This window comes from Leclercia sp. UBA7405 (assembly GCF_037152215.1).
GTDB classification, from domain to species: Bacteria; Pseudomonadota; Gammaproteobacteria; order Enterobacterales; family Enterobacteriaceae; genus Enterobacter; species Enterobacter pneumoniae.
On sequence record NZ_JBBCMR010000003.1, the window covers coordinates 335,981 to 359,692 of the forward strand.

Here is a 23,712-nt window from a genome sequence, read left to right on the forward strand (position 1 = left end):
AGCGCGCAATGATCCCAGGCGAGTATCAGATCAAACCAGGGCAGATCGCCCTCAACGTGGCCCGCGAGACCCAACGCGTGGTGGTCGAAAACCATGGCGATCGCCCCATTCAGGTGGGATCGCACTACCACTTTTACGAGGTCAACCCGGCGTTAAAATTCGATCGTGAGGCCACGAGAGGCTACCGCCTGGATATCCCGGCCGGCACCGCCGTGCGCTTCGAACCCGGCCAGAAGCGCGAAGTGACGCTGGTCCAGGTGGCGGGTGCGCAGCGTATTTTTGGCTTTCGCGGCGAGGTGATGGGTGAGGTGAAGCATGGCTGAGATTTCGCGTCAGGCCTACGCCGACATGTTTGGCCCCACCACCGGCGACAAGGTACGGCTGGCGGACACCGGGCTGTGGATCGAGGTGGAAAAAGATCTCACCGTGTACGGCGAAGAGGTGAAATTTGGCGGCGGGAAAGTGATCCGCGACGGCATGGGCCAGGGGCAGATGACCGCGCAAGATTGTGTGGATCTGGTTCTGACCAACGCGCTGATCGTCGATCACTGGGGGATCGTGAAAGCCGATATCGGCGTCAAAGATGGCCGGATCTTCGCCGTGGGCAAAGCCGGTAACCCGGATATTCAACCCGGCGTGACTATCCCCATCGGCGCCGCGACGGAGGTAATCGCCGCCGAAGGGAAGATCGTGACCGCCGGCGGGATCGACACCCACATTCACTGGATCTGCCCGCAGCAGGCGGAAGAGGCGCTGGTCTCCGGCGTCACCACCATGATCGGCGGCGGCACCGGCCCGGCAGCGGGCACAAACGCCACCACCTGTACACCGGGCCCCTGGTATATCGCCCGCATGCTGCAGGCGGCCGATACATTGCCGGTCAATATTGGCCTGCTGGGCAAAGGTAACGGCTCTAACCCCGACGCGCTGCGCGAGCAGATTGCAGCGGGTGCCATCGGGCTGAAGATCCACGAAGACTGGGGGGCGACGCCGGCGGTCATCAACTGTTCGCTGGAGGTGGCCGAAGAGATGGATATACAGGTGGCGCTGCACAGCGACACGCTGAATGAATCCGGCTTCGTGGAAGATACCCTGGCGGCGATTGGCGGGCGTACCATTCACACCTTCCACACCGAAGGGGCGGGCGGCGGTCACGCGCCGGATATCATTACCGCCTGCGCGCATCCGAATATTCTCCCCTCCTCCACCAACCCGACGCTGCCCTATACGGTAAATACCATCGATGAGCATCTCGACATGCTGATGGTGTGCCACCACCTTGACCCGGATATCGCCGAGGACGTGGCTTTTGCCGAATCGCGCATCCGCCGGGAGACCATCGCCGCCGAAGATGTGCTGCATGATATCGGTGCCTTCTCGCTCACCTCGTCCGACTCGCAGGCGATGGGCCGCGTGGGCGAAGTAATTATCCGCACCTGGCAGGTCGCCCACCGGATGAAAGTACAGCGCGGCGCGCTGCCGGAAGAGAGCGGTGATAACGATAACTTCCGCGTGAAGCGCTACGTCGCCAAATACACCATTAATCCGGCGCTGACCCACGGTATCGCCCACGAAGTCGGCTCCATCGAAGCGGGCAAACTGGCGGATCTGGTGGTCTGGTCTCCGGCATTCTTTGGCGTAAAACCCGCGACCATTGTGAAAGGCGGGATGATCGCCTGCGCCCCGATGGGCGATATCAACGCCTCTATCCCTACGCCGCAACCCGTGCACTACCGCCCGATGTTCGGCGCGCTGGGGGCCGCCCGTCACGCCACCCGCCTGACCTTTATTTCGCAGGCGGCAGAGGCGCAGGACATTGCCCGGCAGCTGAACCTGCAAAGCGCCACCGCCGTGGTGCGGGGCTGTCGCAGCGTGAAGAAGACCGACATGATCCACAACGGCCTGCAACCCAACATCACCGTCGATGCGCAAACTTACGAGGTGCGCGTGGACGGTGAGCTGATAACCAGCGAACCGGCAGAGATCCTGCCGATGGCGCAACGCTATTTCCTGTTCTGAGGAGCCAAGATGATCACCTTAACCCAACGCCTTGATCACGCCCATCGCGTCACCACCAGCGTGACGCTGCCGATTGATATCCGCGTCAAAAGCCGCGCCCGCGTCACGTTGAACGATGGTCGCGAAGCGGGGCTCATGTTGCCGCGCGGCCTGCTGCTTCGCGGCGGCGACATGCTGGCAACGGAAGACGGCAGCGAAATTATTGAAGTGATTGCCGCCCCGGAGTCCGTTTCGGTGGTGCGTTGCGCCGATCCTTTCCTGCTTGCCCGCGCCTGCTATCACCTGGGCAACCGCCACGTGCCGCTGCAAATCATGCCCGGCGAGCTGCGCTATCACCACGATCATGTCCTCGACGACATGGTGCGGCTGCTCGGCCTTGAGGTGACGTTTGCCACGCTGCCGTTTGAACCGGAAGCCGGGGCGTATGCCAGCGATGCTCACAGCCATAGCCACTCTCACGCTCATTCACATTAAGGATCTGTCATGCGTACGTACCTTCCTCTGTTATTGCTGGTCTTTTCCCTTCCCGCCCTCGCCCATCCGGGGCACGGCGCAGATAGCTTTCAGGCGGGCTTTTTCCATCCGCTGACCGGTCTCGATCACCTGCTGATGCTGACCGGCGCTGGCGTCCTCTCTGCCCTGAGCGGCCGTAAGCTGCTGATGCCGCTCGCCACCCTCGGCATGATGCTTACCGGCGCCATTGCGGGCAGCCTGTTCGGCGGCTTTAGCGGGATGGAGACGCTGATCGTCGCCTCGCTGGCGGTATGCGGCGTGATGATGTTTAAAACAGAGAACCGACTGCTGCTGGCGGTGCCTGCACTGGCTATGTTCCACGGCTGGGCGCACGGTGTAGAGATGGCGGGCCACAGCTTCTGGCTCTTTACCTCTGGCTTTATGCTCGCAAGCGCGGCGGTGCTGTGCGTGAGCTTCGGCGCAGGCCTGCTGCTGCGCCGTCATGACGGGATCCGTAAAACCCTGGGCGGCGGACTTATCGCCTCTGCGCTGCTGGCGCTGATGAGCTGATGGAGAACGCCCGCCAGCGGCTGCGGCTGATGCAGCTCTCCAGCAGTAGTCTGCCGGTGGGATCGTTTACCTGGTCCCAGGGGCTGGAGTGGGCGGCCGAAGCGGGCTGGGTGACGACCGTCGACGCATTCCGCCGCTGGCAGATACAGCAGATGGAGCAGAGCTTTTTCTGCACCGATTTACCGCTGTTTATCCGCCTCTGCCACGCCTGCGAGCGGCACGATATCGCTCAGGCAAAACGGTGGACGGCGTACCTGCTGGCCTGCCGCGAAACGCGTGAACTGCGCGAAGAGGAGCGCAATCGCGGCGCCGCCTTCACCCGGCTTATTAAGAGTTGGGAGCCGGACTGCCCGCCAGACTGGCAACCGCTGTTTATGCAAAGCCAGCTTTGCGGCATGGCATGGCTGGGCGTTCGCTGGGCGATCCCTCCTCGCGAGCTGGCCCTGAGCCTGGGTTACAGCTGGATTGAGAGCGCGGTGATGGCGGGCGTCAAGCTGGTGCCATTCGGGCAACAGGCGGCGCAACAGCTGATTATCGAACTGAGCGATCGCTTCGCGGCGGGATTTGAACAGGCTTTACTGCGCCATGATGATGAACTGGGTGCCGCGACGCCCCTGTCGGCCATCGCCTCGGCGCGTCATGAAACACAATATTCACGGTTATTCCGTTCCTGAGGATTGTCTATGTCTGATTACAAACATCCCCTGCGCGTGGGCGTGGGTGGCCCGGTGGGGTCGGGTAAAACCGCACTGCTCGAAGCGCTGTGTAAAGCCATGCGCGACACGTATCACCTGGCGGTGGTCACTAACGATATCTACACCAAAGAAGATCAGCGCATCCTGACCGAAGCTGGCGCCCTGGAGCCTGAGCGCATCGTGGGCGTAGAGACCGGCGGCTGTCCGCATACCGCCATCCGTGAAGATGCCTCGATGAACCTGGCGGCGGTAGAAGCGTTGAGCGAGAAGTTCGGCAACCTGGACGTGATCTTCGTCGAAAGCGGCGGCGATAACCTGAGCGCCACCTTCAGCCCGGAGCTGGCCGATCTGACCCTTTACGTCATCGACGTGGCCGAAGGGGAAAAAATCCCCCGTAAAGGCGGGCCGGGGATCACCAAATCCGATTTTCTGGTCATCAATAAAACCGATCTGGCGCCCTATGTCGGGGCCTCACTGGAGGTGATGGAGCGCGATACCAACCGCATGCGCGGCGAGCGTCCGTGGACCTTTACCAACCTGAAAGCTGGCGACGGCCTGGCAACGATTATTGCGTTTCTGGAAGAGAAAGGGATGTTGCGGGTGTAGTAACGCGGGATGGGGATATTTCCCTCTCCCCGCGGGGAGAGGGAGAGGCGTTACGCCGCAGGCAGCTCTGCCAGCGGCCAGCGTGGACGCACAGAGACGGCTAAATCTGCCGTCGCGCCCGCTTTCAGACGCACCAGGCCGGCGTAAGCGATCATCGCCCCGTTATCGGTACAAAACTCGGGGCGAGCGTAGAACACTTCGCCACGGCGTTTTTGCATCATCTCTGCCAGCTTCGCGCGCAGCGTGCGGTTGGCGCTCACGCCCCCCGCCATCACCAGACGTTTAAAACCGGTCTGATCCAGAGCGCGTTTACACTTGATCATCAAGGTATCCACCACCGCATCTTCAAACGCACGGGCAATGTCCGCCCGGGTTTGATCGTCGTTGCCGTTGTTACGAATGGTGTTGGCAGCAAAGGTCTTCAGACCGGAGAAGCTGAAATCCAGACCCGGACGGTCGGTCATCGGACGGGGGAAGACAAAGCGCCCTTCCGTTCCCTGCGAGGCGAGTTTAGAGAGCATCGGCCCCCCCGGATAGTCGAGCCCCAGCAGCTTGGCGGTTTTATCGAAGGCTTCACCGGCCGCATCGTCAATGGATTCGCCCAGCAGGGCATACTCACCAATGCCCGTCACGCTAATCAGCTGGGTATGCCCGCCGGAGACCAGCAGCGCCACGAAGGGGAATTCCGGCGGGTTATCTTCCAGCATCGGCGCCAGCAGATGGCCTTCCATATGGTGAACAGGAATGGCAGGCACGTCCCAGGCGAACGCCAGCGCGCGCCCAACGGTGGCACCGACCAGCAGCGCACCCACCAGGCCAGGCCCTGCGGTGTAACCGACGGCGTCGATCTCTTTCGCCGTTAAGCCGGCCTCTTTCAGCGCCGCCTGGATCAGGGGCACCGTTTTGCGCACATGATCGCGGGAGGCCAGTTCAGGTACCACACCGCCGTAGTCAGCGTGTAATTTCACCTGACTATACAGTTGGTTGGCAAGCAGCCCTTTTTCGTCGTCGTAAATGGCGATGCCGGTTTCATCGCAGGATGTTTCAATACCGAGTACACGCATGACTTGTTTTACCTCGTTTCAATACCGCGCAGTGTAGGGCCAATGCGGGTTGATGTAAAACTTTCCTCACCCCTGGCGTTGAGTTCGTGTATACTCCCCACCCTTATAAAAGTCCCATTTCAAAATCGCATCGGTGCTTTACAAAGCAGCAGCAATTGCAGTAAAATTCCGCACCATTTTGAAATAAGCTGGCGTTGATGCCAGCGGCAAACCGAATTTATTAAAGGTGAGAGTTACATGCCGGTAATTAAAGTACGTGAAAACGAGCCGTTCGACGTAGCACTGCGTCGCTTCAAGCGTTCATGCGAGAAAGCAGGTGTTCTGGCTGAAGTTCGTCGTCGTGAGTTCTATGAAAAACCAACGACCGAACGTAAGCGCGCTAAAGCTTCTGCTGTGAAACGTCACGCGAAGAAACTGGCTCGCGAAAACGCACGCCGTACTCGTCTGTACTAATCTGTTGAGGGCAACGGCCCTCAATTGACAGACAGAGTAATAGTCGTAAGGCCGTGCTTCCGTAAGGAATGCGCGGCTTGTTTTCGTTTATGAGTAGCTAAAAATTCACGGGGCATATGGCTGGACGAATCCCACGCGTTTTCATCAATGACCTGCTGGCAAGAACCGACATCGTCGATCTCATCGACGCGCGGGTAAAGCTCAAAAAGCAGGGCAAGAACTACCATGCGTGCTGTCCGTTCCATAACGAAAAAACCCCCTCTTTCACCGTAAACGGTGAGAAACAGTTTTACCACTGCTTCGGTTGCGGCGCACACGGCAATGCCGTCGACTTTTTGATGAACTACGACAAGCTCGAGTTTGTTGAAACCGTCGAAGAGCTGGCCGCCATGCACAACCTTGAAGTGCCTTATGAAGCAGGCTCTGGCCCAAGCCAGATAGAGCGCCATCAACGGCAAAGTCTCTATCAACTGCTGGAAGGTCTGAATTCGTTTTACCAACAGTCTCTGAAGCAACCTGCCGCTGAGCCTGCGCGTCAGTATCTGAACAAGCGCGGTCTGAGCGACGATGTCATTGCGCGTTTCGCTATTGGTTTCGCCCCGCCCGGCTGGGATAACGTGTTAAAGCGTTTTGGCGGCAATAGCGAAGATCGTAAATCGCTTATCGATGCGGGCATGCTGGTCACGAATGACCAGGGACGCAGCTACGACCGCTTCCGCGAGCGGGTGATGTTCCCCATTCGCGACAAGCGTGGCCGGGTCATTGGTTTTGGTGGCCGCGTGCTGGGCGATGCCCTGCCAAAGTACCTGAACTCCCCGGAAACCGACATTTTCCATAAGGGCCGCCAGCTGTATGGCCTTTATGAAGCGCAGCAAGATAACGCTGAACCGCCGCGCCTGCTGGTGGTCGAAGGCTATATGGACGTGGTCGCCCTGGCGCAATACGACATCAACTATGCCGTCGCGTCGCTGGGCACCTCCACTACGGCTGACCATATTCAGCTGTTGTTCCGGGTGACCAATAACGTCATCTGCTGTTACGACGGCGATCGCGCGGGACGCGATGCCGCTTGGCGCGCACTGGAAACCGCGCTGCCGTATATGACCGACGGGCGGCAGCTACGCTTTATGTTCCTGCCCGACGGTGAAGACCCGGATACGCTGGTGCGTAAAGAGGGTAAAGCAGCATTTGAAGCGCGGATGGAGCAGGCACAGCCGCTCTCCACGTTTCTCTTTAACAGCCTGATGCCGCAGGTAGATTTGAGCACGCCGGATGGCCGTGCGCAGTTGAGTACGCTGGCCCTGCCGCTGATTACTCAGGTACCGGGCGAAACGTTGCGCATCTATCTGCGTCAGGAGCTGGGCAAAAAGCTGGGCATACTGGATGACAGCCAGCTTGAACGTTTAATGCCAAAACAGGCCGATAACGGCACGGCACGTGCCGCTCCGCAGCTAAAACGCACAACCATGCGTATACTGATAGGACTGCTGGTACAGAACCCTGAGCTGGCGCCCAAAGTGCCGTCGCTGGCGGGTCTGGACCACGATAAGTTGCCTGGACTTGGCTTATTTTCAGAATTGGTCAACACTTGTCTGTCACAGCCAGGTCTGACCACCGGGCAACTTTTAGAGCACTATCGCGGCACAAAAGCGGCTGCAACCCTTGAAAAATTGTCGATGTGGGACGATATAGCAGATAAGGATATCGCTGAAGAGACCTTCACCGATTCGCTCAACCATATGTTTGATTCGATGCTTGAACTGCGCCAGGAAGAGTTAATTGCTCGCGAGCGCACACACGGTTTAAGCAGCGAAGAGCGCCGGGAACTCTGGATGTTGAACCAGGAACTGGCGAAGAAATAAGAGAAAGACAAAAGTATTTAACGGCTTAAGTGCCGAATATCGATCGGGAAGCCCCCGACAGCCGCACTGAGAGGCAGCGGCAAAAATATAAGTACGCCCTCGCTTTAAATGTTGGCAGCCGTATTGCCGACACCAATCAAACGAATAAGTGTGGATACCGTCTTATGGAGCAAAACCCGCAGTCACAGCTGAAACTTCTTGTCCAACGCGGTAAGGAGCAAGGCTATCTGACCTATGCCGAGGTCAATGACCATCTGCCGGAAGATATCGTCGATTCAGATCAGATCGAAGACATCATCCAAATGATCAATGACATGGGTATTCAGGTGATGGAAGAAGCACCGGATGCCGATGATCTGTTGCTGGCTGAAAACTCCAACAACACTGATGAAGATGCTGAAGAAGCCGCTGCACAGGTACTGTCCAGCGTAGAATCTGAAATCGGACGCACGACCGACCCGGTTCGCATGTACATGCGTGAAATGGGTACCGTTGAACTGTTGACCCGCGAAGGCGAAATCGACATCGCAAAACGCATTGAAGACGGGATCAACCAGGTTCAGTGCTCCGTTGCCGAATACCCGGAAGCCATCACCTATCTGCTTGAGCAGTACGATCGCGTTGAAGCGGAAGAAGCGCGTCTGTCCGATCTCATCACCGGCTTCGTCGATCCAAACGCTGAAGAAGATATGGCGCCGACCGCCACCCACGTTGGATCTGAACTGTCTCAGGAAGAGATGGATGACGACGAAGACGAAGATGAAGAAGACGACGACGACAGCAGCGATGACGACAACAGCATCGACCCTGAGCTGGCGCGCGAGAAGTTTGGTGAACTGCGTACCCAGTACGAACTGGCTCGCGACACGATCAAAGCCAAAGGCCGCAGCCATGCTGCCGCTCAGGAACAGATCCTGAAGCTGTCTGAAGTGTTCAAACAGTTCCGTCTGGTGCCTAAACAGTTCGACTACCTGGTTAACAGCATGCGCGTGATGATGGATCGCGTACGTACCCAGGAACGCATCATCATGAAGCTGTGCGTTGAGCAGTGCAAAATGCCGAAGAAGAACTTCATCACCCTCTTCACCGGTAACGAAACCAGCGAAACCTGGTTCAACGCCGCTATCGCGATGAACAAGCCGTGGTCTGAAAAACTGCACGACGTGAAAGAAGACGTGCATCGCGGCCTGATGAAACTGCAGCAGATTGAAGAAGAGACCGGCCTGACCATCGAACAGGTGAAAGATATCAACCGTCGTATGTCCATCGGTGAAGCGAAAGCCCGCCGTGCGAAGAAAGAGATGGTTGAAGCAAACTTGCGTCTGGTTATCTCTATCGCCAAGAAGTACACCAACCGTGGTCTGCAGTTCCTGGATCTGATTCAGGAAGGCAACATCGGTCTGATGAAAGCGGTAGATAAGTTTGAATACCGTCGTGGTTACAAGTTCTCCACCTACGCAACCTGGTGGATCCGTCAGGCAATTACCCGCTCTATCGCAGATCAGGCGCGCACCATCCGTATTCCGGTGCATATGATTGAGACCATTAACAAGCTCAACCGTATTTCTCGCCAGATGCTGCAGGAGATGGGTCGCGAGCCGACGCCAGAAGAGCTGGCCGAGCGCATGCTGATGCCGGAAGATAAGATCCGTAAAGTGCTGAAGATCGCCAAAGAGCCTATCTCCATGGAAACACCGATCGGTGATGATGAAGATTCGCATCTGGGTGATTTCATTGAGGATACCACCCTCGAGCTGCCGTTGGACTCTGCCACTACCGAGAGCCTGCGTGCCGCAACGCACGACGTACTGGCTGGCCTGACCGCCCGTGAAGCGAAAGTGCTGCGTATGCGCTTCGGTATCGATATGAACACCGACCATACGCTGGAAGAAGTGGGTAAACAGTTCGACGTAACCCGCGAACGTATCCGTCAGATCGAAGCGAAAGCGCTGCGTAAACTGCGCCATCCGAGCCGCTCTGAAGTGCTGCGTAGCTTCCTGGACGACTAATCCAGGCACACAGCAAAAAGCTCCCAAACGGGAGCTTTTTTTTTGTTTTTTCCCTCGTCCCTGGAGGGGCTCTGAACGCAGAGGGCTCACAGCCCCCGCACCACCAGCGCCTCATCCAGCTCCCGATACGCCTCGACCAGCTTATCCAGCGTCGCACGGTTTAATCCACTCGGGTTTGGCAGCACCCAGACCTGCGTCACGCCAATCATCACGCTCTGCTTACCCCACTGCACCCCACGCTGACTAAAAGCCTGCTCGTACGCCTGCTTGCCCAGAATCGCCAGTGCGGCGGGCTGGTAGTCTTCCATTTTCTTAATCAGCTCGCGCCCCCCACTGCGCAGTTCATGCAAATTGACCTCGCTGGCCTGCACCGTGGGCCGTTCTACCAGCATGGTAATGCCGCAGCGTGTATCCAGCAGCCGTTGTTCCTCTTCCGGTTTGAGTTGCGTATCGGTAAAGCCTGCCTGGTGTATGACCTTCCAGAAGCGGTTACCCGGATGGGCGAAGTGGAATCCGGTATGGGCCGACGACTTACCCGGATTGATACCGCAGAACACAACGCGCAGGCCTGGCGCAAGAATGTCGTTGATCATTATTACTCCCGATAGATGAATCACTATAGAAGTATAAAAGATTGAAAATACGTTGTTTATAAAAACAGCAGGCAGGCGCGTATGGCTGGATTGCGGCGGGGAGTTACATTATAATCCTTCGCCACGGCCCCTTAGCTCAGTGGTTAGAGCAGGCGACTCATAATCGCTTGGTCGCTGGTTCAAGTCCAGCAGGGGCCACCAAATTTTAGCTTTAAAATCATGATCTTGAGCCACTCTAGCGAGTGGCTTTTTTATTGGGCTGAATCAGAGTGGCGATGAAATGGCGATGTATTTTTTTTACCGCCGCTCAATGCAGACGAAAACAATCAAGTTTTAGCTTTTATTTATCCCCTTAAAGGGATAATTGCGAATTTATACCCCGCAAGGAATATTAAAAAAAAACCCGCACAAGGCGGGAGTTTTTTATAACCAAGTAAACTGGCTTTGACCCGTTCGGGTCGGGTGAGGTGGTGCCGGAACGACAATACCCGGAGTGGCAATATATCGCTCAACTGACTCCATTGTGACAAATGTGCAGCTGCAATTAATATTTGTGCATTGGTGATATCGTTCTTTGGTATTTTCGCTTAGGTAACGACTACTGCGCGCATGTGCAGCGTGCTGACACTTCGGACAATGGAACATAATGCGCCTCGAAATTCACTTTTAGTGAATGTATGATACTCACTTTTTCACCATTTGAGAATGATTTTATTCCCTTGCCTCTTCCGAATCGTAATCGACATCCGATAATTTAACCTCAAGCTCTAGAGACGTCGTGAAACCACCATTACTGAGGGAGTGAGTTACTTTAGTGATTATCCACGATTGCTCGTCTATGACGCGCTTAAAGCCCGTAACCCTTACAGGCGTCTCAGGGTAGAGATCGGCGCGACCCATCGCGAGACTAATCGAAAACTCCGCAACGCCCCGCTGCAATTTATCCCACTTTGCCTGAGCCGCTCGCATGGCCTGTGCTTTGCTGGCAAAAATTGTTGTCAGCGCGAACACGTTATCGGCTTCCCCGGCCATGTATTCGCCCTCTCGCGCTTCCGGCTCCTTCGCGGGTGTCTTCGCTTTCGGGTGAGCAACGGCTCCGTTTTTCTTTTCCTTCTCCTTGCGCCTGAGTTTGACCTTTTGCGCCTGCGGTTTTGGGTCTTTTGTGTGCAGCCATTTTGCAGTTACGCCCGTATACGCGCCCCGGTCGGCTATCGAAAACTGGTGACGGTCGCCATCACTGCGCGAAATTGTCACCAGTGGGATAGCCTTACCGCTCGCCGTAACACCGCGCCCGGCTTTGAGTACAAGCAGCTTACCCGCCTTGACTGACACCTCGCCGCCGTTGCGCTCAGCGAGCCGGGTCAGAAATTTGACGTCAGACTCCTGCGACTGGTCAACATGCGGCACTGGTATATTTGCCAGCTCGGGTGCGACGCTCGACCCCAGCTTATTACGGGCGGCGATTGCCTCAACCACGCCGCCGAGCGTGGTGTCATGCCATGATTCTTCCCGGCGGGAGTTAAGGGAACCGCGAAAATCAGCACTACGCGCGCGAACAGTAACGGTATCGGGCGCGCCTCGATGTTCGACTTCATCAACGATAAAGCTACCTTTTCCCACCAGGGCAAATCCTTTCCAGCCGAGAAACAGCGTCAGCACCGCGCCCCGGATCGGCAGTTCGACCAGCCCGTCGGCGTCATCGAGCTCGATGTCGAGCTGGTCGGCTTCAAAGCCCCGGTTGTCGGTAAGCGTCAGGCTCTTTAATCTGTCACTGATATTTCCGGTAATGTCCTTGCTGTTTATCGTCAGCATAAACGCCGGGGTGAGCACCCCACCGGCGCTGTTTGTCAGTGCATCCAGCATTTCAAACCCCCATCATGCCTGTTACTTTGGTCGCCATTTCTCCCGCCTTACCGACAAGAGATTGCACCTGTTTACCAATATCTCCGTATAGCGCCGCCAGTGACGGATCAACGCGGGTGAGTGTCATCGTGAAATCAATTTTTCGTGCGGTGCCGTCAGAGAAAAACAGACTGCCCGTCTCACTGATTTTGTTAATGACGTACATCCCGTAAATTATCCCGCTACCATCAAGAAGCGGCCACGCTCGCCCCTCTTCGGCCATCAGCCTGACCGTGGTCATTGTCATCTTGCCGCCGGTCATTTCGGGATACAGCACCCCAGCAAGGGTAATTGTTTCCTCACCGTTCCCGAGAAACTGATAGGCGTCTCGCTGCCCTACACGTGGATTTGACGGCCAGCGGTATTCCGTATCGCGCTGAAGGGTCTGAAAGGGCAGGGTCTGGCGCATAAAGACAAACATGCCTAACGTGAGCATCATTCTGTTTTGCCTCCTTAGCCGTCGTGCATCATGCTGGCGCGGGTGCGTGCCCGTTTATCGCGCTCATGTTTTTCGAGCGCGTCCTGCAACTGGCGGTCAAGCTGGTTGCCCGGCGCAACGCCGCCCTGAAGCGTGATGTGATAATCGTTTGTACTCTGGTCAACGTATGAGCGACCGGCCGGAGCTGTGACAGGTTTATATGCCTGATAGCCTGCAGCCTGGCTGGTTGCCGGGATATAACCACCGCCCTGTGTTACAGCACTGGCTTTTGAGGCAGTCTGGTCAAGCGTGCCCGACTCCTTATTGATGACCCCGAGCTTTTCGAGCACCCAGTCGATCCCGCTTCGCAGCTTGTTAAAAGCATTGAGCGGAAACAGCAGCGCATCAGCCAGCGCTTTACCAAACATCACGCCTGTTTCCCGGCAACTGTTGAGGGTGTCCTGCGTCGATTTCACCGGCGCTATCAGGTTCGTGAACCATTGCCACGCCGCCTGAAGCTTTTGCCCCAGCCAGTCAAACACCGGCCTGAGCGGGGCGAACAAATCCGCGACCGGCGCGAATGCCACCCGTAACCCCTCAATGACGCCCCCGAAAAAGGCGCTGATGGGCTCCCAGTATTTGCGAATTAACAGCGCTCCGGCGACGATAGCCGCGACAACGGCCACCACCGGCCATGAGATCGCACCGATAGCCGTGACGATAGCGCCCCCGGCAATACTGAACCCGGTCGCGAGTAATCCCGCCCCTGCAATCAGTGCGTTGATACCCGCCATTACCGGCCAGATAACCAGCCCCACGCCACCGAGCACCGCCGCAAGCCCGGCGATCGCCCCGGCTATCATGACCAGATTTGAGGTCAGGACAGGATTAGCACTTACCCAGGCATTCAGCTTATCAAGCCATGCGCTGGCGCTTTTCGTCAGGTTGCGCAGGTGGGTATTCATCCCGGTAAATACGTTAAATCGCAGGCCTTCAAAAGACCCCTGCAGGCGAGCCACATCGCCCGAGAGGTTATCGCGCAGGGTTTTACCCATGCTTTCGGCTACGCCGCTGACGTCGCCGAGCTGGTTTTTAACCCCGGCCAGCGACCCGAGGAAAGCAGGTATCTGTTCAATCGATAAATCCTCTATTGGTGTGCCAAAGAGGGATATCGCCGCGTTTGCCCGTTTCGCCGGATCTTTTATGGCAAGCAGGCCTTTCGCCGTTTTCTGCATTGCCGCGCGCGCCTTGTCGCCGCCAGTGGCAATGTCGCGCGACATCTTCGCGGCACTGAGTCCGATTTGTTTATAAGCGGCCACGCTTTTTTTAGACATATCCGAGCCACGGATACTGAATTCCTTGATGGCATCGCCGGTTTTGTCGAGCGCGAACTTGCCCTGTTTCGACATATCGACCAGCAAAGACATCGCCTCCGCGCCGGTGAATCCCATGTTGCGGAAGTGGGTCGAGTATTCGTGAAGGATTTCAGGTAACTCGCCGCGCATTTCAGCGGATACGCGCTGCATACCCGAGACAATCAAATCAAGCGCCTCGTCGCTGTTGGCCGCAAGCCCGTTTTTCATCATGATCGCGGCAATCTGGATACTCTCGGCGGTGTCGGTGCCAAAAGTGGTCTGCATGTCCAGTGCCTTACGGGTGATGCGGTCGAGCTCTGCCTCACCCACGGTGCCGAGCGTACCGAGCGTGCTGCGTACCGCTGACACCGCCTCTGTGATTTTCCCGATATCCTCGCTTACGCCCGAGGCGTTGATACGCTGAATGACGTCGGTGTACTGCGTGCCTTTCGCGGCGTCTTCACCCTGACGGGCTGCAATCATTGCCCCGCTTTGCTGCGACTGAATTTCGGGCGCCATCAAACGACTACCGGCATACAGGACGGCGGTTCCCGCCCCGAGTGCGGCGGCGCTGACGTTTCGCACGCTCGCCGCCGCTGCCTTGCCGCGCTCGTACCGCTGGCTAACCGCGTTCAGCCTTTCCTGTTGCTGGCTGACGCGCGCCAGTGCCTCGCGCTGGCGGTCGATGCTGGCCGTCGTTGCCACGATGCTGTTTCGCAGGGTGCGCCCGGCGCTGGACAGGTTGCGGGTATCGATGCCGGATTGCTGCAGCTCGATACGCTGTCGCTGCACGGACTGGCGCAGGGAGTTATATTTTTCCTGCATACCCGCCGCGCTGCGTTTAGCGCTCTCAAAGGCTTTGACCTGCGCCGCCGTCGGGCTTGCCGAGTTTCGCATCTGTACGCCCAGCGCCTCGGCCTCTGCTTTCGCCTTTTTCAGCGCCTCGCCGGTGACGGCCAGTTGGCCACTGACGGTACGAAATCCCTCGATACGGCGCGCCTGTGCGTTCAGCTCCTTCAGCTCATTCTGTGAGCCACGGATATCACCCGCCAGCGTTTTGCTGGCGGTTTGCACCGCCTTAAAGGGTCGCGTCGCCTGGTCAACAGCCTTGAGTAATACCTGTAACTTAACGTTTTCACTCATTCGTGTGTCCGCTTCGCTGGAGCGCTTTATCGCGCCATGTGACGAGCTCGGTCAGGCTCAGGGGATACAGCTCTGATGGCGGCCAGTGGAAAATAACGGCTACATCCGCCATCAGGTCATCGACCGATAATTTTGCAGGGAAATCTAACGTGCCGAGCTCGGCGACAAAAAACCGACCACCTGACCGGCCAGCGCAACGAGGTCAGGCAACTCCATAGCGGCGACCTCCTGCTCGGTCAGCATCGGGGCAGTCATGCGGGGCAGCACTTTAATCAGTGCGTCCACTTCGGAGTTAGCGACGGCGGCAAGGCTGACGCCGCGCAGGGTTCCGGCATTGGGTTTAATCAGGGTAATTTCAGCAACCAGCTGGTCGCCACGTTTCAGGGGTTTTTCCAGGGTAACAACGTTTTCTTTGTTCATGATTATCTCGGTTCAGATTCGTGTGAGGTTAACCGGCCAGCACCGCTGACCGGCAGATTTTTACAGGCCGATATTACGGCGGTGCTGCTCCAGTCGGTCGACGCCGTTCACCTTCTCAATCATGTTGATGGTGTCGATTTCAACCAGCTCTTTACCGTTCATCGTCAGCTTGTAGTAAGTGCAGATAACCGGGATTTTTGACTCGGTATCTTCTCCCTGCTGACCTTCGCCGCTGTCGATTTCCTTCTGACGGCCACGCATGACCACTTCGACCGCGACAGTTTCGCCGGTGTCGTCACGCTGGTAAGAACCGGCGAAACGGATCGGCACGGCATCCGCACCCGTTGCGGCGTAGAACGACCAGATCACTTCATCCGGGAAACCGCCGAGTGACCACTCCATCGAGAGCGCATCGTCATCGAGACCGAGGTCAACCGGTGCCGAGCCATTCATACCCGCCCCGCGATAGTTTTCGAGCTTTCGGGTCAGCTTTGGCAGGGTGACGGTCTTCGCCACCCCCTGATAGCTGTAGCCGTCTAAAAAGACGTTCATCAGTTTGAGCTTGCGCGGCATTGCCATTTAGTCAGGCTCCTTATTTGCTGTTGACCGAAGACACCAGATTCGCCAGATATTTATCTGTAATGCGCTGGCGCAGGGTCAGGTTTTCGAGAGGGGGGACCGGCGTGTAGTCGTAATCGATAAACAGCTTTCCGGCCTTGAGCGTCTCCTTATCGTTGGCCTCTTCATCAAACCAGCAGGTAGCATCAACGATGTACCCGTTTGTTTTGAGTTCGCGGAATTTGGCATTGATGCCGTCAACGATGTCGCGAATTAACGTCGCGGTAATAGGTTTATCGACCGCCCACATGTGCGCATCGGCCATCGTGTCGGCGATAACCTGCGCGGTTCGGGTGTAGTTCTCAAAAAGGAATAACGGATCGTCTGAACAGGTGCGGTTGCCCCAGAAGCGGAAACCATCCTTTCGAATCAGCGTGGTGACGCCGGCCTCGTTGAGCAGGTCGGCATCGGTGCCCGGCTCCTGCAAATCCCAGAAAACTGATGCACTGATGCCGGTGACGCCATTCACGCCAACGTTTGACAGCGTTTTATGCCAGCCCTGCTCCTGGTCGATTTTGGCACGCAGACCCAGCGCGCGCGCCGTTGCATAGGCAGTAACCGTGACGTTAGTGACCGTATCCCATGCGAGGAAATCCGGCCAGATGACCATCAGTTCGCGCTGGCTGAAGTTATCGCGGTATTTAATGGCTTCAGACAGGGTTTTACATCCCCATGCACTGACGTAACCAAAGGCGCGCAGTTTCTGACAGACGGGCGCAAGCGCGGTTGCCACCTCCAGCGAATCCAGACCCGGCACGCCAAGAATGCGCGGCTTAACGCCGGTGACGGCTTCGGCAGTGAGCAGGGCTTTCAGGCCGGTATACTTTCCGCTTTCATCCGTTGTGCCGATGATGTTGGAAATCGTCTGCGCGAGCGCTTCTTCCGGGTCTTCGCTGTTACCTTCTTCAACACGTACCACAACGGTGACGGGTTTTGACTGGTCAGCAATGGCCTGTAACGCCGTGGCGAGCGTGCCTTTTTCCCCGGCTTTTGCGATGGCACTTTGCATGCCGGTAATCAGTACCGGTTCATTGAGCGGAAAGGTCGCGGGATCGGCATCGCTGGCCGTGCAGACCATGCCGACAATCGCGGTTGAGACGGTGGAAATAACGCGCGTGCCGTCGTTGATTTCGACAACCTGCACGCCATGATGAAAGTCACTCATCCATTTAACTCCGTAGTAAAGGGGTGAGTGTCATTCTCCTGATAGTGTAAATGACCGTCTAACCGTGAGGGTTCGGCGGTGTCTGGCACAACGACGAGGCGGGATTAGTAGCCGGGAATTTCCTGTAAAGCGTGGATATGCCTATGTCGAAAATCATCGCGACACGCTGGCGTGTTTCTCCAGCGGCAATCAGCCGCCCGGCCTGCGCCCATTGTTCGTGGGTTAATTTTGGCCGCCGTCCTCCGATGCGTCCCTCGGCACGTGCAGCCGCCAGTCCCGCACGAGTGCGTTCGACGATTAACTCGCGCTCCATTTCAGCCAGCGCGCCCATAACATGAAAGAAAAAACGCCCCATCGGTGTACTGGTATCAATGCTGTCGGTCAGGCTGCGAAAATTTATCCCGCGTTCCCGAAGTTCTTCAATCAAAATGACCAGATTTCGCATGCTGCGCCCAAGCCTGTCGAGTTTCCACACTATCAGCGTATCGCCCTCTGAAAGGGTTCGCAGGAGTTTTTTCAGGCCGGGGCGGTCGGCGGATTTACCGCTCATTTTATCTTCGAAAATTAGCTCACATTTTGCGCTCTCAAGCGCTTTTCGCTGTAGAGCTGTGTTCTGGTCATTTGTTGATACGCGTACGTAACCTATAAGCATCGTTAAACATCCGGTAAAAGGCTGTAATGATGCCATTTAAAAACCGAGTGATCATTTAATAAAGAGGTGGGGGGCAAACAAATATGATTAACAAGTTGCTTTGCAACCCACCAATATTAATCAACCTCCCTCATAATTTCGTCATTTTAAATTCATCTCTATCAAGGTGCACTCTATCAATTCTTATTGAGTGAGTGTGTAGTTTTTTGTATGCCCTTACTACATTGTGAATTTCCGAGATGCTGGATTCATCCATTTTTAGGCCACAATAAACGCGATGAAGTTGATTCTTACGAAATGGATATAAGCCTGCCGCCCCCAGCTTGAAACAGCGCATTTCCTGCTCATATGACCAGGCTGTGTCTTTCGTCAATATCATATTAAGCGCAATATCATGAGTAACTTCGCCATTTGAATCATATCCTACAGGCCTTTTTTTACTATAAAGTACCGGCAATGGATATAGAATATCTGAGCGGTCATATTCTTGTGCACCTAGCGCCTTGATAGTTGTGTTAACTTCTTCCGTTACCCTAAACTCAAGCACACAACCTTTGTGATTGTCAGCATAATGTGCCCATAAAGGAAGGATGAACGGAGATTTGCTAAAGCATGTAACAGACCAATTTTGCAACAACCCTGCGCGCATATTTTCAGCATTGATTATATTAATCAACCGTTTCTTTTCTTTGCCATATGCTTTTGGTTTAATACCAATGTGATTTAAGATCATTTTATAGTTTTTACTTCTTCCTTTTAACGGGAAGGTTGGCGCTATATCAAATGGATCATTAAAATGTAAGGGGTTTGAATAAAACAATGTCCCATTGCTTATGATAGATATCGCCGCCTCTTTACTTACATATTTGTAGAAAGAAAATACCTTATCCATTTCGTTCGCCGCATTAGTTATCATAAATACTTACGATAACCCGATATAACCCATAGAGTAAACTACCGATTACGAGCCATGCCTCACTCTCACTCTCAGAAACCTCGGTTTAAGAGAAGGCGCAACACTGGCCGCTTCAACCGTATCCCACGGAAATGCAGGCTACTCGATTGAGCCCTGTGCAGATGGGAGGGTAATTATCAAGCAATGGGGACAAGGGCTGGCTGGTACAGGGGGGTCGAGTGGAGAGGGGAACACGATACCTTTTCCGATTGCGTTTCCTACAGCGTGTGAAAATGTTATTGCGATATATGACAACGGCAGCACAACAATACCGGTCGCCGCAACCAGTGATTACACCAAAAATTCTTTTAAGCTGAGATGCTCAGCGCCAGGCGGCTCATTTAATTTTCGTTGGGAGGCACGGGGGTACTGATGGAAAATTATTACTACAGTCCGAAAGAAAACGTTTTTTACCCAACTTCAATCCGTACGCTGTACGAACGGGCTCGTTCATGGCCTTCTGATTGCTTTCCCGTTGATGATGCAATTTTTGAGGAATTCAGTGATATTCCGAAAGGTAAACAGAGAATTGTTGGTAAGGATGGGATGCCAGCTTTAATTGACATCCCAATAACGGAGTAAAATATTATCAACCTGGCATAGATGGCCAATCTATATCTGGCGCACTGGAAGTATCAACTGCTTCCAGCGCATCCAGATAATCCAGCCACTCGTTATATAGTTCCTTTTCGGCGTTAGTCAGTCTATCCAGAACCGCCTTACCAGGCAATTGCTTACTGTTAATATAATCATTGGCATCATCTGTAAGCCTTTTCTTTTCCGCATAAGCGGCTGCAATTATTTCTTCCTGCGTCGGGGGTGGATTGAGTATTTTCTCAACCTCCTCCTGAGTTACTGGCTTTTTATTACCAATAAACTCGTCCTGTGATCCATCTTCTTCGTAAGCAAAAATTTCCCCGCTTTCATCTCGAAAATATTTCATTTTTACCTCAACTCATTCCAGCGTAACAGACCAATCAAATTCGATACTCTATAAGTACTGCCATTTGGAATAACGGTCGGTACCGATGAGCCTGAGCCTTGCCCTCCAGTGAGCGCTGGGCTTGAGTTAAAACCTGCCTCAACACCATCGACATCAACAGAAATACGTGTCGCAGTAGGATTAGTTGCCTCGGCATAAGCTGTAGGGACAATGAGAATTGGTTTGCCCGTTGTGTTTGTGTAAGTTACGCTGGCCTGACGCTGTCCTGTTACATTCGTCCATTTCTGCCCAACCCCCAGACTGTTAAATGCAGCCTCTCCCAAACCGAGGTATTCGAGAATCCCGGCAACTGACTTACCTGACAGGTCTGTTAGTGTGCTATTTAGTGGCTGCTTTCCTGCGAGGGCTTTATTCATCGTCGCGGCAAAGTTCGGATCATCACCCAGTGCGGCAGCAAGCTCATATAACGTATCCAGCGCAGCGGGTGCAGATTCAACGAGTGCAGCAATCGCTGCTTTGACAAAGGCTGTTGTCGCAATCTGCGTATCATTAACCGTCTGCGCCGCTGTTGGTGCCGTTGGCTTTCCTGATAAGGCTGGATTAGCAAGCGGGGCTTTAGGTGCTAAAGCTGCCTGCACAAAAGCTGTGGTCGCAATTTGGGTACTATTGTTACCTGCCGCCGCCGTTGGTGCTTTCGGCGCACCTGTAAGGGTCGGGCTGGCCTTTGGTGCATATTGCGAATGCGGGTCAGCCGCCGCAAGGTGCTTCTCCATAAGGTCATCAACATACAGTTTGAGCTCAAGAACCTTATCTTCGACATATTTGCGCGTCGCCAGCACGATGGCCGGGTCGATTTTCAACGTTACCGCTGAGGTACTCGATACAATCAGAATCATACGGATGGTTTGCGTTCGTCCACTCCCCTCCTGTAATTTCGGCTTATACGTTTCCGGGCAGTTCGCCACCGCAATCAGATCACCGTCATCGTCGTAGAGACCAATTTCACGTATCCAGAAACCGCCCTCATTTTCGGGAATGATTTGCTCAGCGATAATCTGGCTGGCGTTGTCAGGGTCAACACTCAGCTGATTCAACGGCGCGATACGTTTCTGATTCACGAGCTTTGTTTGTGCCGGGTCTGGCGTAGGCAATGCGCCATTACCGTCACCGACCGCTAATTGTGTCAGGTTCAGCTTAGTTCCGAGCGCGGTCGCATTCGCCAGTTTTGCCGCGCCGTGATTGGTCAGTATGGCGAGATATTTCGCTGTCATGCGTTAACTCTCAGGTTATCGATTAAATGAATGGCCGAGGCCGGGAAATAATCACCACCGACGACAATCTCCTCGGGGGTGTAGGGGTAAACCGTCAGCGTTTCGCCGAGATAGCAGCCTGCACCGAAATACATCTCTCCTGATGTACTGAGACTGATAGCAAGCCCGGTTAAATGTCGGCTCGCGGGTTTAGCGTCGTTAATCAGGCGCTCAAGCTCCTGATACATTTCGTCTGTAATGCCGTTATCGAGCACCCCAACAACCAGGCGGAAAGTACCTGGCTCCTCGTTGAGTTGCCACCACTCCCGCACATCAATCAGAAAGCCGAGTGGCTCGACCACACGGCGCAATGCACTAATGGTGCCCTTGTGCTGATGGACGTAAAACGAGGAGGCGATGACGCTGCGCTTTGTTGCTTCCGGCCAGTTGAAATCCCACCGGTCAACGGACAGCGCCCACGCGAGATAGGGCAAAAGGTTTACCGGGCAGGTTCGCCAGTTCCACAGAGTGCGCAGTGGTACCGGCACGCGGCTAATTTCAGCCGCCGCTTTCGCTGCGGCCACTTCCAGCGCAGAGGAGCCAACCGGCAAAAGGCGGGAATCACTCATCAGTACCCCCTGCAGTAATCAGGTAATCCGTACAAAAGGAGGCCTGATGCTGACCGAGCACGATGTCGCTGACAGGGCTAATCAGCTCGACGCGCTGCACGCCCTCAACGTGCAGGGCTGCATAAATGGCAGACTGGCGGATATCACGCCCGAGCCGGTGCTGTGTGGTGATGTAGTTTTTTAACTGCAGTTCTGCAGCCTGGCGGATTGGCTCTGCTTCCGGACCGGGGTAAAAGTAGAGCAACGCATCAATCTGATACGGTACGATTTCAGCGGCCTGAACGGTCACGCGATCCCCTACGGGTCGTACGTCGTCAGCATTCAGCGCTTTTTCAACCACGGCCAGCAGTTCAGGGCTTGCCGTGCCGTCGCTTTCACGCGACAGCACCGTGATGGTCACGCAGGCTGGTGAGGGGCTGAAAACTGAAATATCAGCGACTCTCCCGTCTGCACTACGCCCGTGATACTCATACGCGCCAGTCGGACCGGCCACGCTCAACCCCTCAAACGCCTGTTGCGCGCGCAGGCGTAAATCGGTGTCAGACTCCATCACCGCCGCCGTGGGGGGGATAGTGCTGTCATCAGCCGGGGTAATGGTCAGACGCGCGGTATTGTTGTTCCCGGCCATGTTGTCGAGGTCGTTTTTAATGGCATAGGCCAGCATGTTGGCGCGTGCGGCATCATTAACCCTCTGACGCCAGATAACCTCCCGGTAAGCATTTTCTTCCAGGTATTTGACCAGCGGATCGGATTCAAGCGCCAGCGTGCGTGCAACGGCTTCCTGTTGCTCTTCAGGAAAAAGAGAAATCAGCGTGGCCTTTCGCTCGGCGAGAATGATTTCGAAGTCGAGCTCTTCGACAACATCCGGCGCGGGGAGCTGGCTGAGATCGATAATTGGCATGGCATTACCTCACAGGAATGGTTAGTGAAAGAGGCTCGCCGGTGTCGGCGTTCTCGCCTGTCAGATTGACCACCATTTTTCCGTCAGGCTGGCGCACGGTCTCCACTGCTGTCAGGCTTACGCGCGGCTCCCACTTCAGGACGGCCATATAAACCGCGACCTTGATTTGCAGCTCAAGCGCATCGGTCTGCGGCTGGTCAATCATGTCGAACAACAGCGAGCCATATTCACGACGCATGACGCGCGAGCCGACAGGCGTGCGCAGGATGTCGCTGAGGCTCTGGCTGATGTGTTCGGTATCGGTAATTGTCCGGCCATCGATTCGGCTCATGCCGATATAACGGGCTATCATAATGGGGCTCCAGTCTCACCGCCGCTGTCGCCGGGATGTTTATGGGTATGCAGCACCTTGCCATTTGAAGACAGATTGCCGCCGCTGTGCTCGATGTTGCCCTTCATCGTCCCGCCTTTCTTCACCTCAATCGAGCCGGTGATCAGCTTGTTAGTGCAGACTACTTCCGGCGTATCCAGTGTGATGCGGGTGCTCGCTTTGACCAGTACCAGTGGTACGGTTGTCGTAATGGATTCAGATGCCGTGATGTCGGCGGTTTTAATACCGCTGACGGTCAGCGCGCTCGTCTCTGGTTCGTACTCGATAACTGCTCCGTCAGGGAAAGCAATATGCAGGGCATCAGCCGAGGCAGACGGCGCGGGGTAGTCATCCGAAAAAATGGCTGGCAGCACGAAAGCGGTATCGAGCTCACCGCCCACAGCCAGAATAATGACCTGCTCGCCCACCGAGGGCGCCCACCACGTGCGCGAGCGCCCGGCGCGTTGAGTCAGCCACTGAAGCCAGTCGGTCTGTATTCCACCCGTCTGCACACGACAGCGCCCGGCATCAAGGTCAGTTTCGACAATGACACCGGTGCGAATCATGTTACGCAGAGTGCGCGCGAGTTCCTGAAGAGTTGCGAGAGTATTCATGACGGAAAGGATGCCGCCGGGGAGTTCCGGCGGCAATCGGGGCGGGTTTTACC

Annotated in this window: 29 protein-coding genes and 1 tRNA gene; 12 read left to right on the forward strand and 18 right to left on the reverse strand. The window is 55.4% G+C overall.

The genetic code is table 11. From position 1 onward, the window contains the following. Positions 1 to 8: 8 nt before the first annotated feature. Genes WFN75_RS16870 through ureG form a run of 6 tightly spaced genes read left to right on the forward strand, consistent with a single transcriptional unit; the run spans position 9 to position 4,343 of the window. Positions 9 to 323: an urease subunit beta gene (locus WFN75_RS16870; protein ID WP_046885835.1), complete on the forward strand. Its 315-nt coding sequence runs from the start codon at positions 9 to 11 to the stop codon at positions 321 to 323. Further along, positions 316 to 2,019, forward strand: coding sequence for an urease subunit alpha (gene ureC, locus WFN75_RS16875; protein WP_336996537.1), 1,704 nt, complete (start codon positions 316 to 318; stop codon positions 2,017 to 2,019). The genes WFN75_RS16870 and ureC overlap by 8 nt, the downstream gene beginning before the upstream one ends. 9 nt (positions 2,020 to 2,028) lie before the next feature. Then, the gene (gene ureE, locus WFN75_RS16880; RefSeq protein ID WP_040073967.1) at positions 2,029 to 2,493 is read left to right on the forward strand and encodes an urease accessory protein UreE; all 465 of its coding nucleotides are present in this window, start codon (positions 2,029 to 2,031) and stop codon (positions 2,491 to 2,493) included. Positions 2,494 to 2,502: 9 nt separating this feature from the next. Further along, a complete protein-coding gene (locus WFN75_RS16885; protein ID WP_336996538.1) occupies positions 2,503 to 3,042 on the forward strand; it encodes a HupE/UreJ family protein in 540 nt (179 codons plus the stop codon). Further along, a complete protein-coding gene (locus WFN75_RS16890) occupies positions 3,042 to 3,716 on the forward strand; it encodes an urease accessory protein UreF (RefSeq protein WP_046885832.1) in 675 nt (224 codons plus the stop codon). Before WFN75_RS16885 ends, WFN75_RS16890 begins: the two co-directional genes overlap by 1 nt. A gap of 9 nt (positions 3,717 to 3,725) precedes the next feature. Next, positions 3,726 to 4,343, forward strand: coding sequence for an urease accessory protein UreG (gene ureG / locus WFN75_RS16895; RefSeq protein ID WP_040073964.1), 618 nt, complete (start codon positions 3,726 to 3,728; stop codon positions 4,341 to 4,343). 50 nt (positions 4,344 to 4,393) lie between these two features. Here ureG and tsaD read toward each other — a convergent pair whose 3' ends face one another. Continuing rightward, positions 4,394 to 5,407 (reverse strand): tRNA (adenosine(37)-N6)-threonylcarbamoyltransferase complex transferase subunit TsaD, encoded by a 1,014-nt coding sequence (tsaD, locus tag WFN75_RS16900; protein ID WP_040073963.1) that lies wholly within the window; start codon positions 5,405 to 5,407, stop codon positions 4,394 to 4,396. A gap of 237 nt (positions 5,408 to 5,644) precedes the next feature. On the opposite strand from tsaD, the gene rpsU reads away from it, so the two are divergent. The 3 genes from rpsU (at position 5,645) to rpoD (ending at position 9,731) form a co-directional block, all read left to right on the forward strand. Then, complete coding sequence (gene rpsU / locus WFN75_RS16905) at positions 5,645 to 5,860, forward strand: 30S ribosomal protein S21 (RefSeq protein WP_001144069.1); 216 nt, start codon at positions 5,645 to 5,647, stop codon at positions 5,858 to 5,860. Between the two features lie 116 nt (positions 5,861 to 5,976). Then, positions 5,977 to 7,722, forward strand: a complete 1,746-nt coding sequence (gene dnaG, locus WFN75_RS16910) for a DNA primase (protein WP_046885829.1) — start codon at positions 5,977 to 5,979, stop codon at positions 7,720 to 7,722. A gap of 122 nt (positions 7,723 to 7,844) precedes the next feature. Further along, positions 7,845 to 9,731 (forward strand): RNA polymerase sigma factor RpoD, encoded by a 1,887-nt coding sequence (rpoD, locus tag WFN75_RS16915; RefSeq protein ID WP_281069593.1) that lies wholly within the window; start codon positions 7,845 to 7,847, stop codon positions 9,729 to 9,731. 86 nt (positions 9,732 to 9,817) lie between these two features. On the opposite strand, the gene mug is transcribed toward rpoD, so the two are convergent. Beyond that, a complete protein-coding gene (mug, locus tag WFN75_RS16920) occupies positions 9,818 to 10,324 on the reverse strand; it encodes a G/U mismatch-specific DNA glycosylase (RefSeq protein WP_040073960.1) in 507 nt (168 codons plus the stop codon). Between the two features lie 125 nt (positions 10,325 to 10,449). Between mug and WFN75_RS16925 the strand changes: the two genes are divergently transcribed. Next, positions 10,450 to 10,525 (forward strand) — tRNA-Ile (locus WFN75_RS16925). A 222-nt stretch (positions 10,526 to 10,747) separates the two neighbouring features. Here WFN75_RS16925 and WFN75_RS16930 read toward each other — a convergent pair. The 10 genes from WFN75_RS16930 to WFN75_RS16975 form a co-directional block, all read right to left on the reverse strand. Beyond that, a complete protein-coding gene (locus tag WFN75_RS16930) occupies positions 10,748 to 10,969 on the reverse strand; it encodes a DNA-binding transcriptional regulator (RefSeq protein ID WP_336996539.1) in 222 nt (73 codons plus the stop codon). Positions 10,970 to 11,035: 66 nt separating this feature from the next. Next, complete coding sequence (locus WFN75_RS16935; protein ID WP_336996540.1) at positions 11,036 to 12,187, reverse strand: phage late control D family protein; 1,152 nt, start codon at positions 12,185 to 12,187, stop codon at positions 11,036 to 11,038. Between the two features lies 1 nt (position 12,188). Next, entirely contained in the window at positions 12,189 to 12,665 is a 477-nt protein-coding gene (locus WFN75_RS16940) for a phage tail protein (protein ID WP_336996541.1), read from the reverse strand. A 14-nt stretch (positions 12,666 to 12,679) separates the two neighbouring features. Further along, positions 12,680 to 15,142, reverse strand: a complete 2,463-nt coding sequence (locus tag WFN75_RS16945) for a phage tail tape measure protein (protein ID WP_336996542.1) — start codon at positions 15,140 to 15,142, stop codon at positions 12,680 to 12,682. Beyond that, positions 15,135 to 15,254, reverse strand: coding sequence for a GpE family phage tail protein (locus WFN75_RS16950; protein ID WP_052452722.1), 120 nt, complete (start codon positions 15,252 to 15,254; stop codon positions 15,135 to 15,137). The genes WFN75_RS16945 and WFN75_RS16950 overlap by 8 nt, the downstream gene beginning before the upstream one ends. Positions 15,255 to 15,286: 32 nt before the next feature. Then, a complete protein-coding gene (locus tag WFN75_RS16955; RefSeq protein WP_336996543.1) occupies positions 15,287 to 15,562 on the reverse strand; it encodes a phage tail assembly protein in 276 nt (91 codons plus the stop codon). Positions 15,563 to 15,622: 60 nt separating this feature from the next. Then, entirely contained in the window at positions 15,623 to 16,141 is a 519-nt protein-coding gene (locus tag WFN75_RS16960) for a phage major tail tube protein (protein ID WP_040074394.1), read from the reverse strand. 13 nt (positions 16,142 to 16,154) lie between these two features. Continuing rightward, positions 16,155 to 17,345, reverse strand: a complete 1,191-nt coding sequence (locus WFN75_RS16965; RefSeq protein ID WP_336996544.1) for a phage tail sheath protein — start codon at positions 17,343 to 17,345, stop codon at positions 16,155 to 16,157. Positions 17,346 to 17,403: 58 nt separating this feature from the next. Further along, the gene (locus WFN75_RS16970) at positions 17,404 to 17,997 is read right to left on the reverse strand and encodes a recombinase family protein (protein WP_336996611.1); all 594 of its coding nucleotides are present in this window, start codon (positions 17,995 to 17,997) and stop codon (positions 17,404 to 17,406) included. Positions 17,998 to 18,127: 130 nt separating this feature from the next. Beyond that, positions 18,128 to 18,889 carry a DUF2971 domain-containing protein gene (locus WFN75_RS16975; RefSeq protein WP_336996545.1) on the reverse strand — a complete coding sequence of 254 codons (762 nt, stop codon included), beginning with the start codon at positions 18,887 to 18,889 and terminating at the stop codon, positions 18,128 to 18,130. Positions 18,890 to 19,088: 199 nt separating this feature from the next. On the opposite strand from WFN75_RS16975, the gene WFN75_RS22700 reads away from it, so the two are divergent. Both WFN75_RS22700 and WFN75_RS16980 read left to right on the forward strand, forming a co-directional pair. Beyond that, positions 19,089 to 19,325: a gp53-like domain-containing protein gene (locus tag WFN75_RS22700; protein WP_442913315.1), complete on the forward strand. Its 237-nt coding sequence runs from the start codon at positions 19,089 to 19,091 to the stop codon at positions 19,323 to 19,325. After that, positions 19,325 to 19,534 (forward strand): phage tail protein, encoded by a 210-nt coding sequence (locus tag WFN75_RS16980; protein ID WP_336996546.1) that lies wholly within the window; start codon positions 19,325 to 19,327, stop codon positions 19,532 to 19,534. Before WFN75_RS22700 ends, WFN75_RS16980 begins: the two co-directional genes overlap by 1 nt. 7 nt (positions 19,535 to 19,541) lie before the next feature. Here WFN75_RS16980 and WFN75_RS16985 read toward each other — a convergent pair whose 3' ends face one another. From WFN75_RS16985 to WFN75_RS17010, 6 genes are read right to left on the reverse strand one after another with little or no spacing between them, the layout of a single operon-like run. Next, positions 19,542 to 19,895 carry a tail fiber assembly protein gene (locus WFN75_RS16985; RefSeq protein ID WP_336996547.1) on the reverse strand — a complete coding sequence of 118 codons (354 nt, stop codon included), beginning with the start codon at positions 19,893 to 19,895 and terminating at the stop codon, positions 19,542 to 19,544. A 2-nt stretch (positions 19,896 to 19,897) separates the two neighbouring features. After that, positions 19,898 to 21,166, reverse strand: coding sequence for a phage tail protein (locus WFN75_RS16990; RefSeq protein WP_336996548.1), 1,269 nt, complete (start codon positions 21,164 to 21,166; stop codon positions 19,898 to 19,900). After that, on the reverse strand, positions 21,163 to 21,774 hold the full coding sequence (locus WFN75_RS16995; RefSeq protein ID WP_336996549.1) for a phage tail protein I: 612 nt from the start codon (positions 21,772 to 21,774) through the stop codon (positions 21,163 to 21,165). Before WFN75_RS16995 ends, WFN75_RS16990 begins: the two co-directional genes overlap by 4 nt. After that, positions 21,767 to 22,675 carry a baseplate assembly protein gene (locus tag WFN75_RS17000; RefSeq protein ID WP_336996550.1) on the reverse strand — a complete coding sequence of 303 codons (909 nt, stop codon included), beginning with the start codon at positions 22,673 to 22,675 and terminating at the stop codon, positions 21,767 to 21,769. Before WFN75_RS17000 ends, WFN75_RS16995 begins: the two co-directional genes overlap by 8 nt. Positions 22,676 to 22,679: 4 nt before the next feature. Further along, positions 22,680 to 23,027 (reverse strand): GPW/gp25 family protein, encoded by a 348-nt coding sequence (locus tag WFN75_RS17005; RefSeq protein WP_336996551.1) that lies wholly within the window; start codon positions 23,025 to 23,027, stop codon positions 22,680 to 22,682. Next, on the reverse strand, positions 23,024 to 23,659 hold the full coding sequence (locus tag WFN75_RS17010; RefSeq protein ID WP_336996552.1) for a phage baseplate assembly protein V: 636 nt from the start codon (positions 23,657 to 23,659) through the stop codon (positions 23,024 to 23,026). The genes WFN75_RS17005 and WFN75_RS17010 overlap by 4 nt, the downstream gene beginning before the upstream one ends. Positions 23,660 to 23,712: the final 53 nt, after the last annotated feature.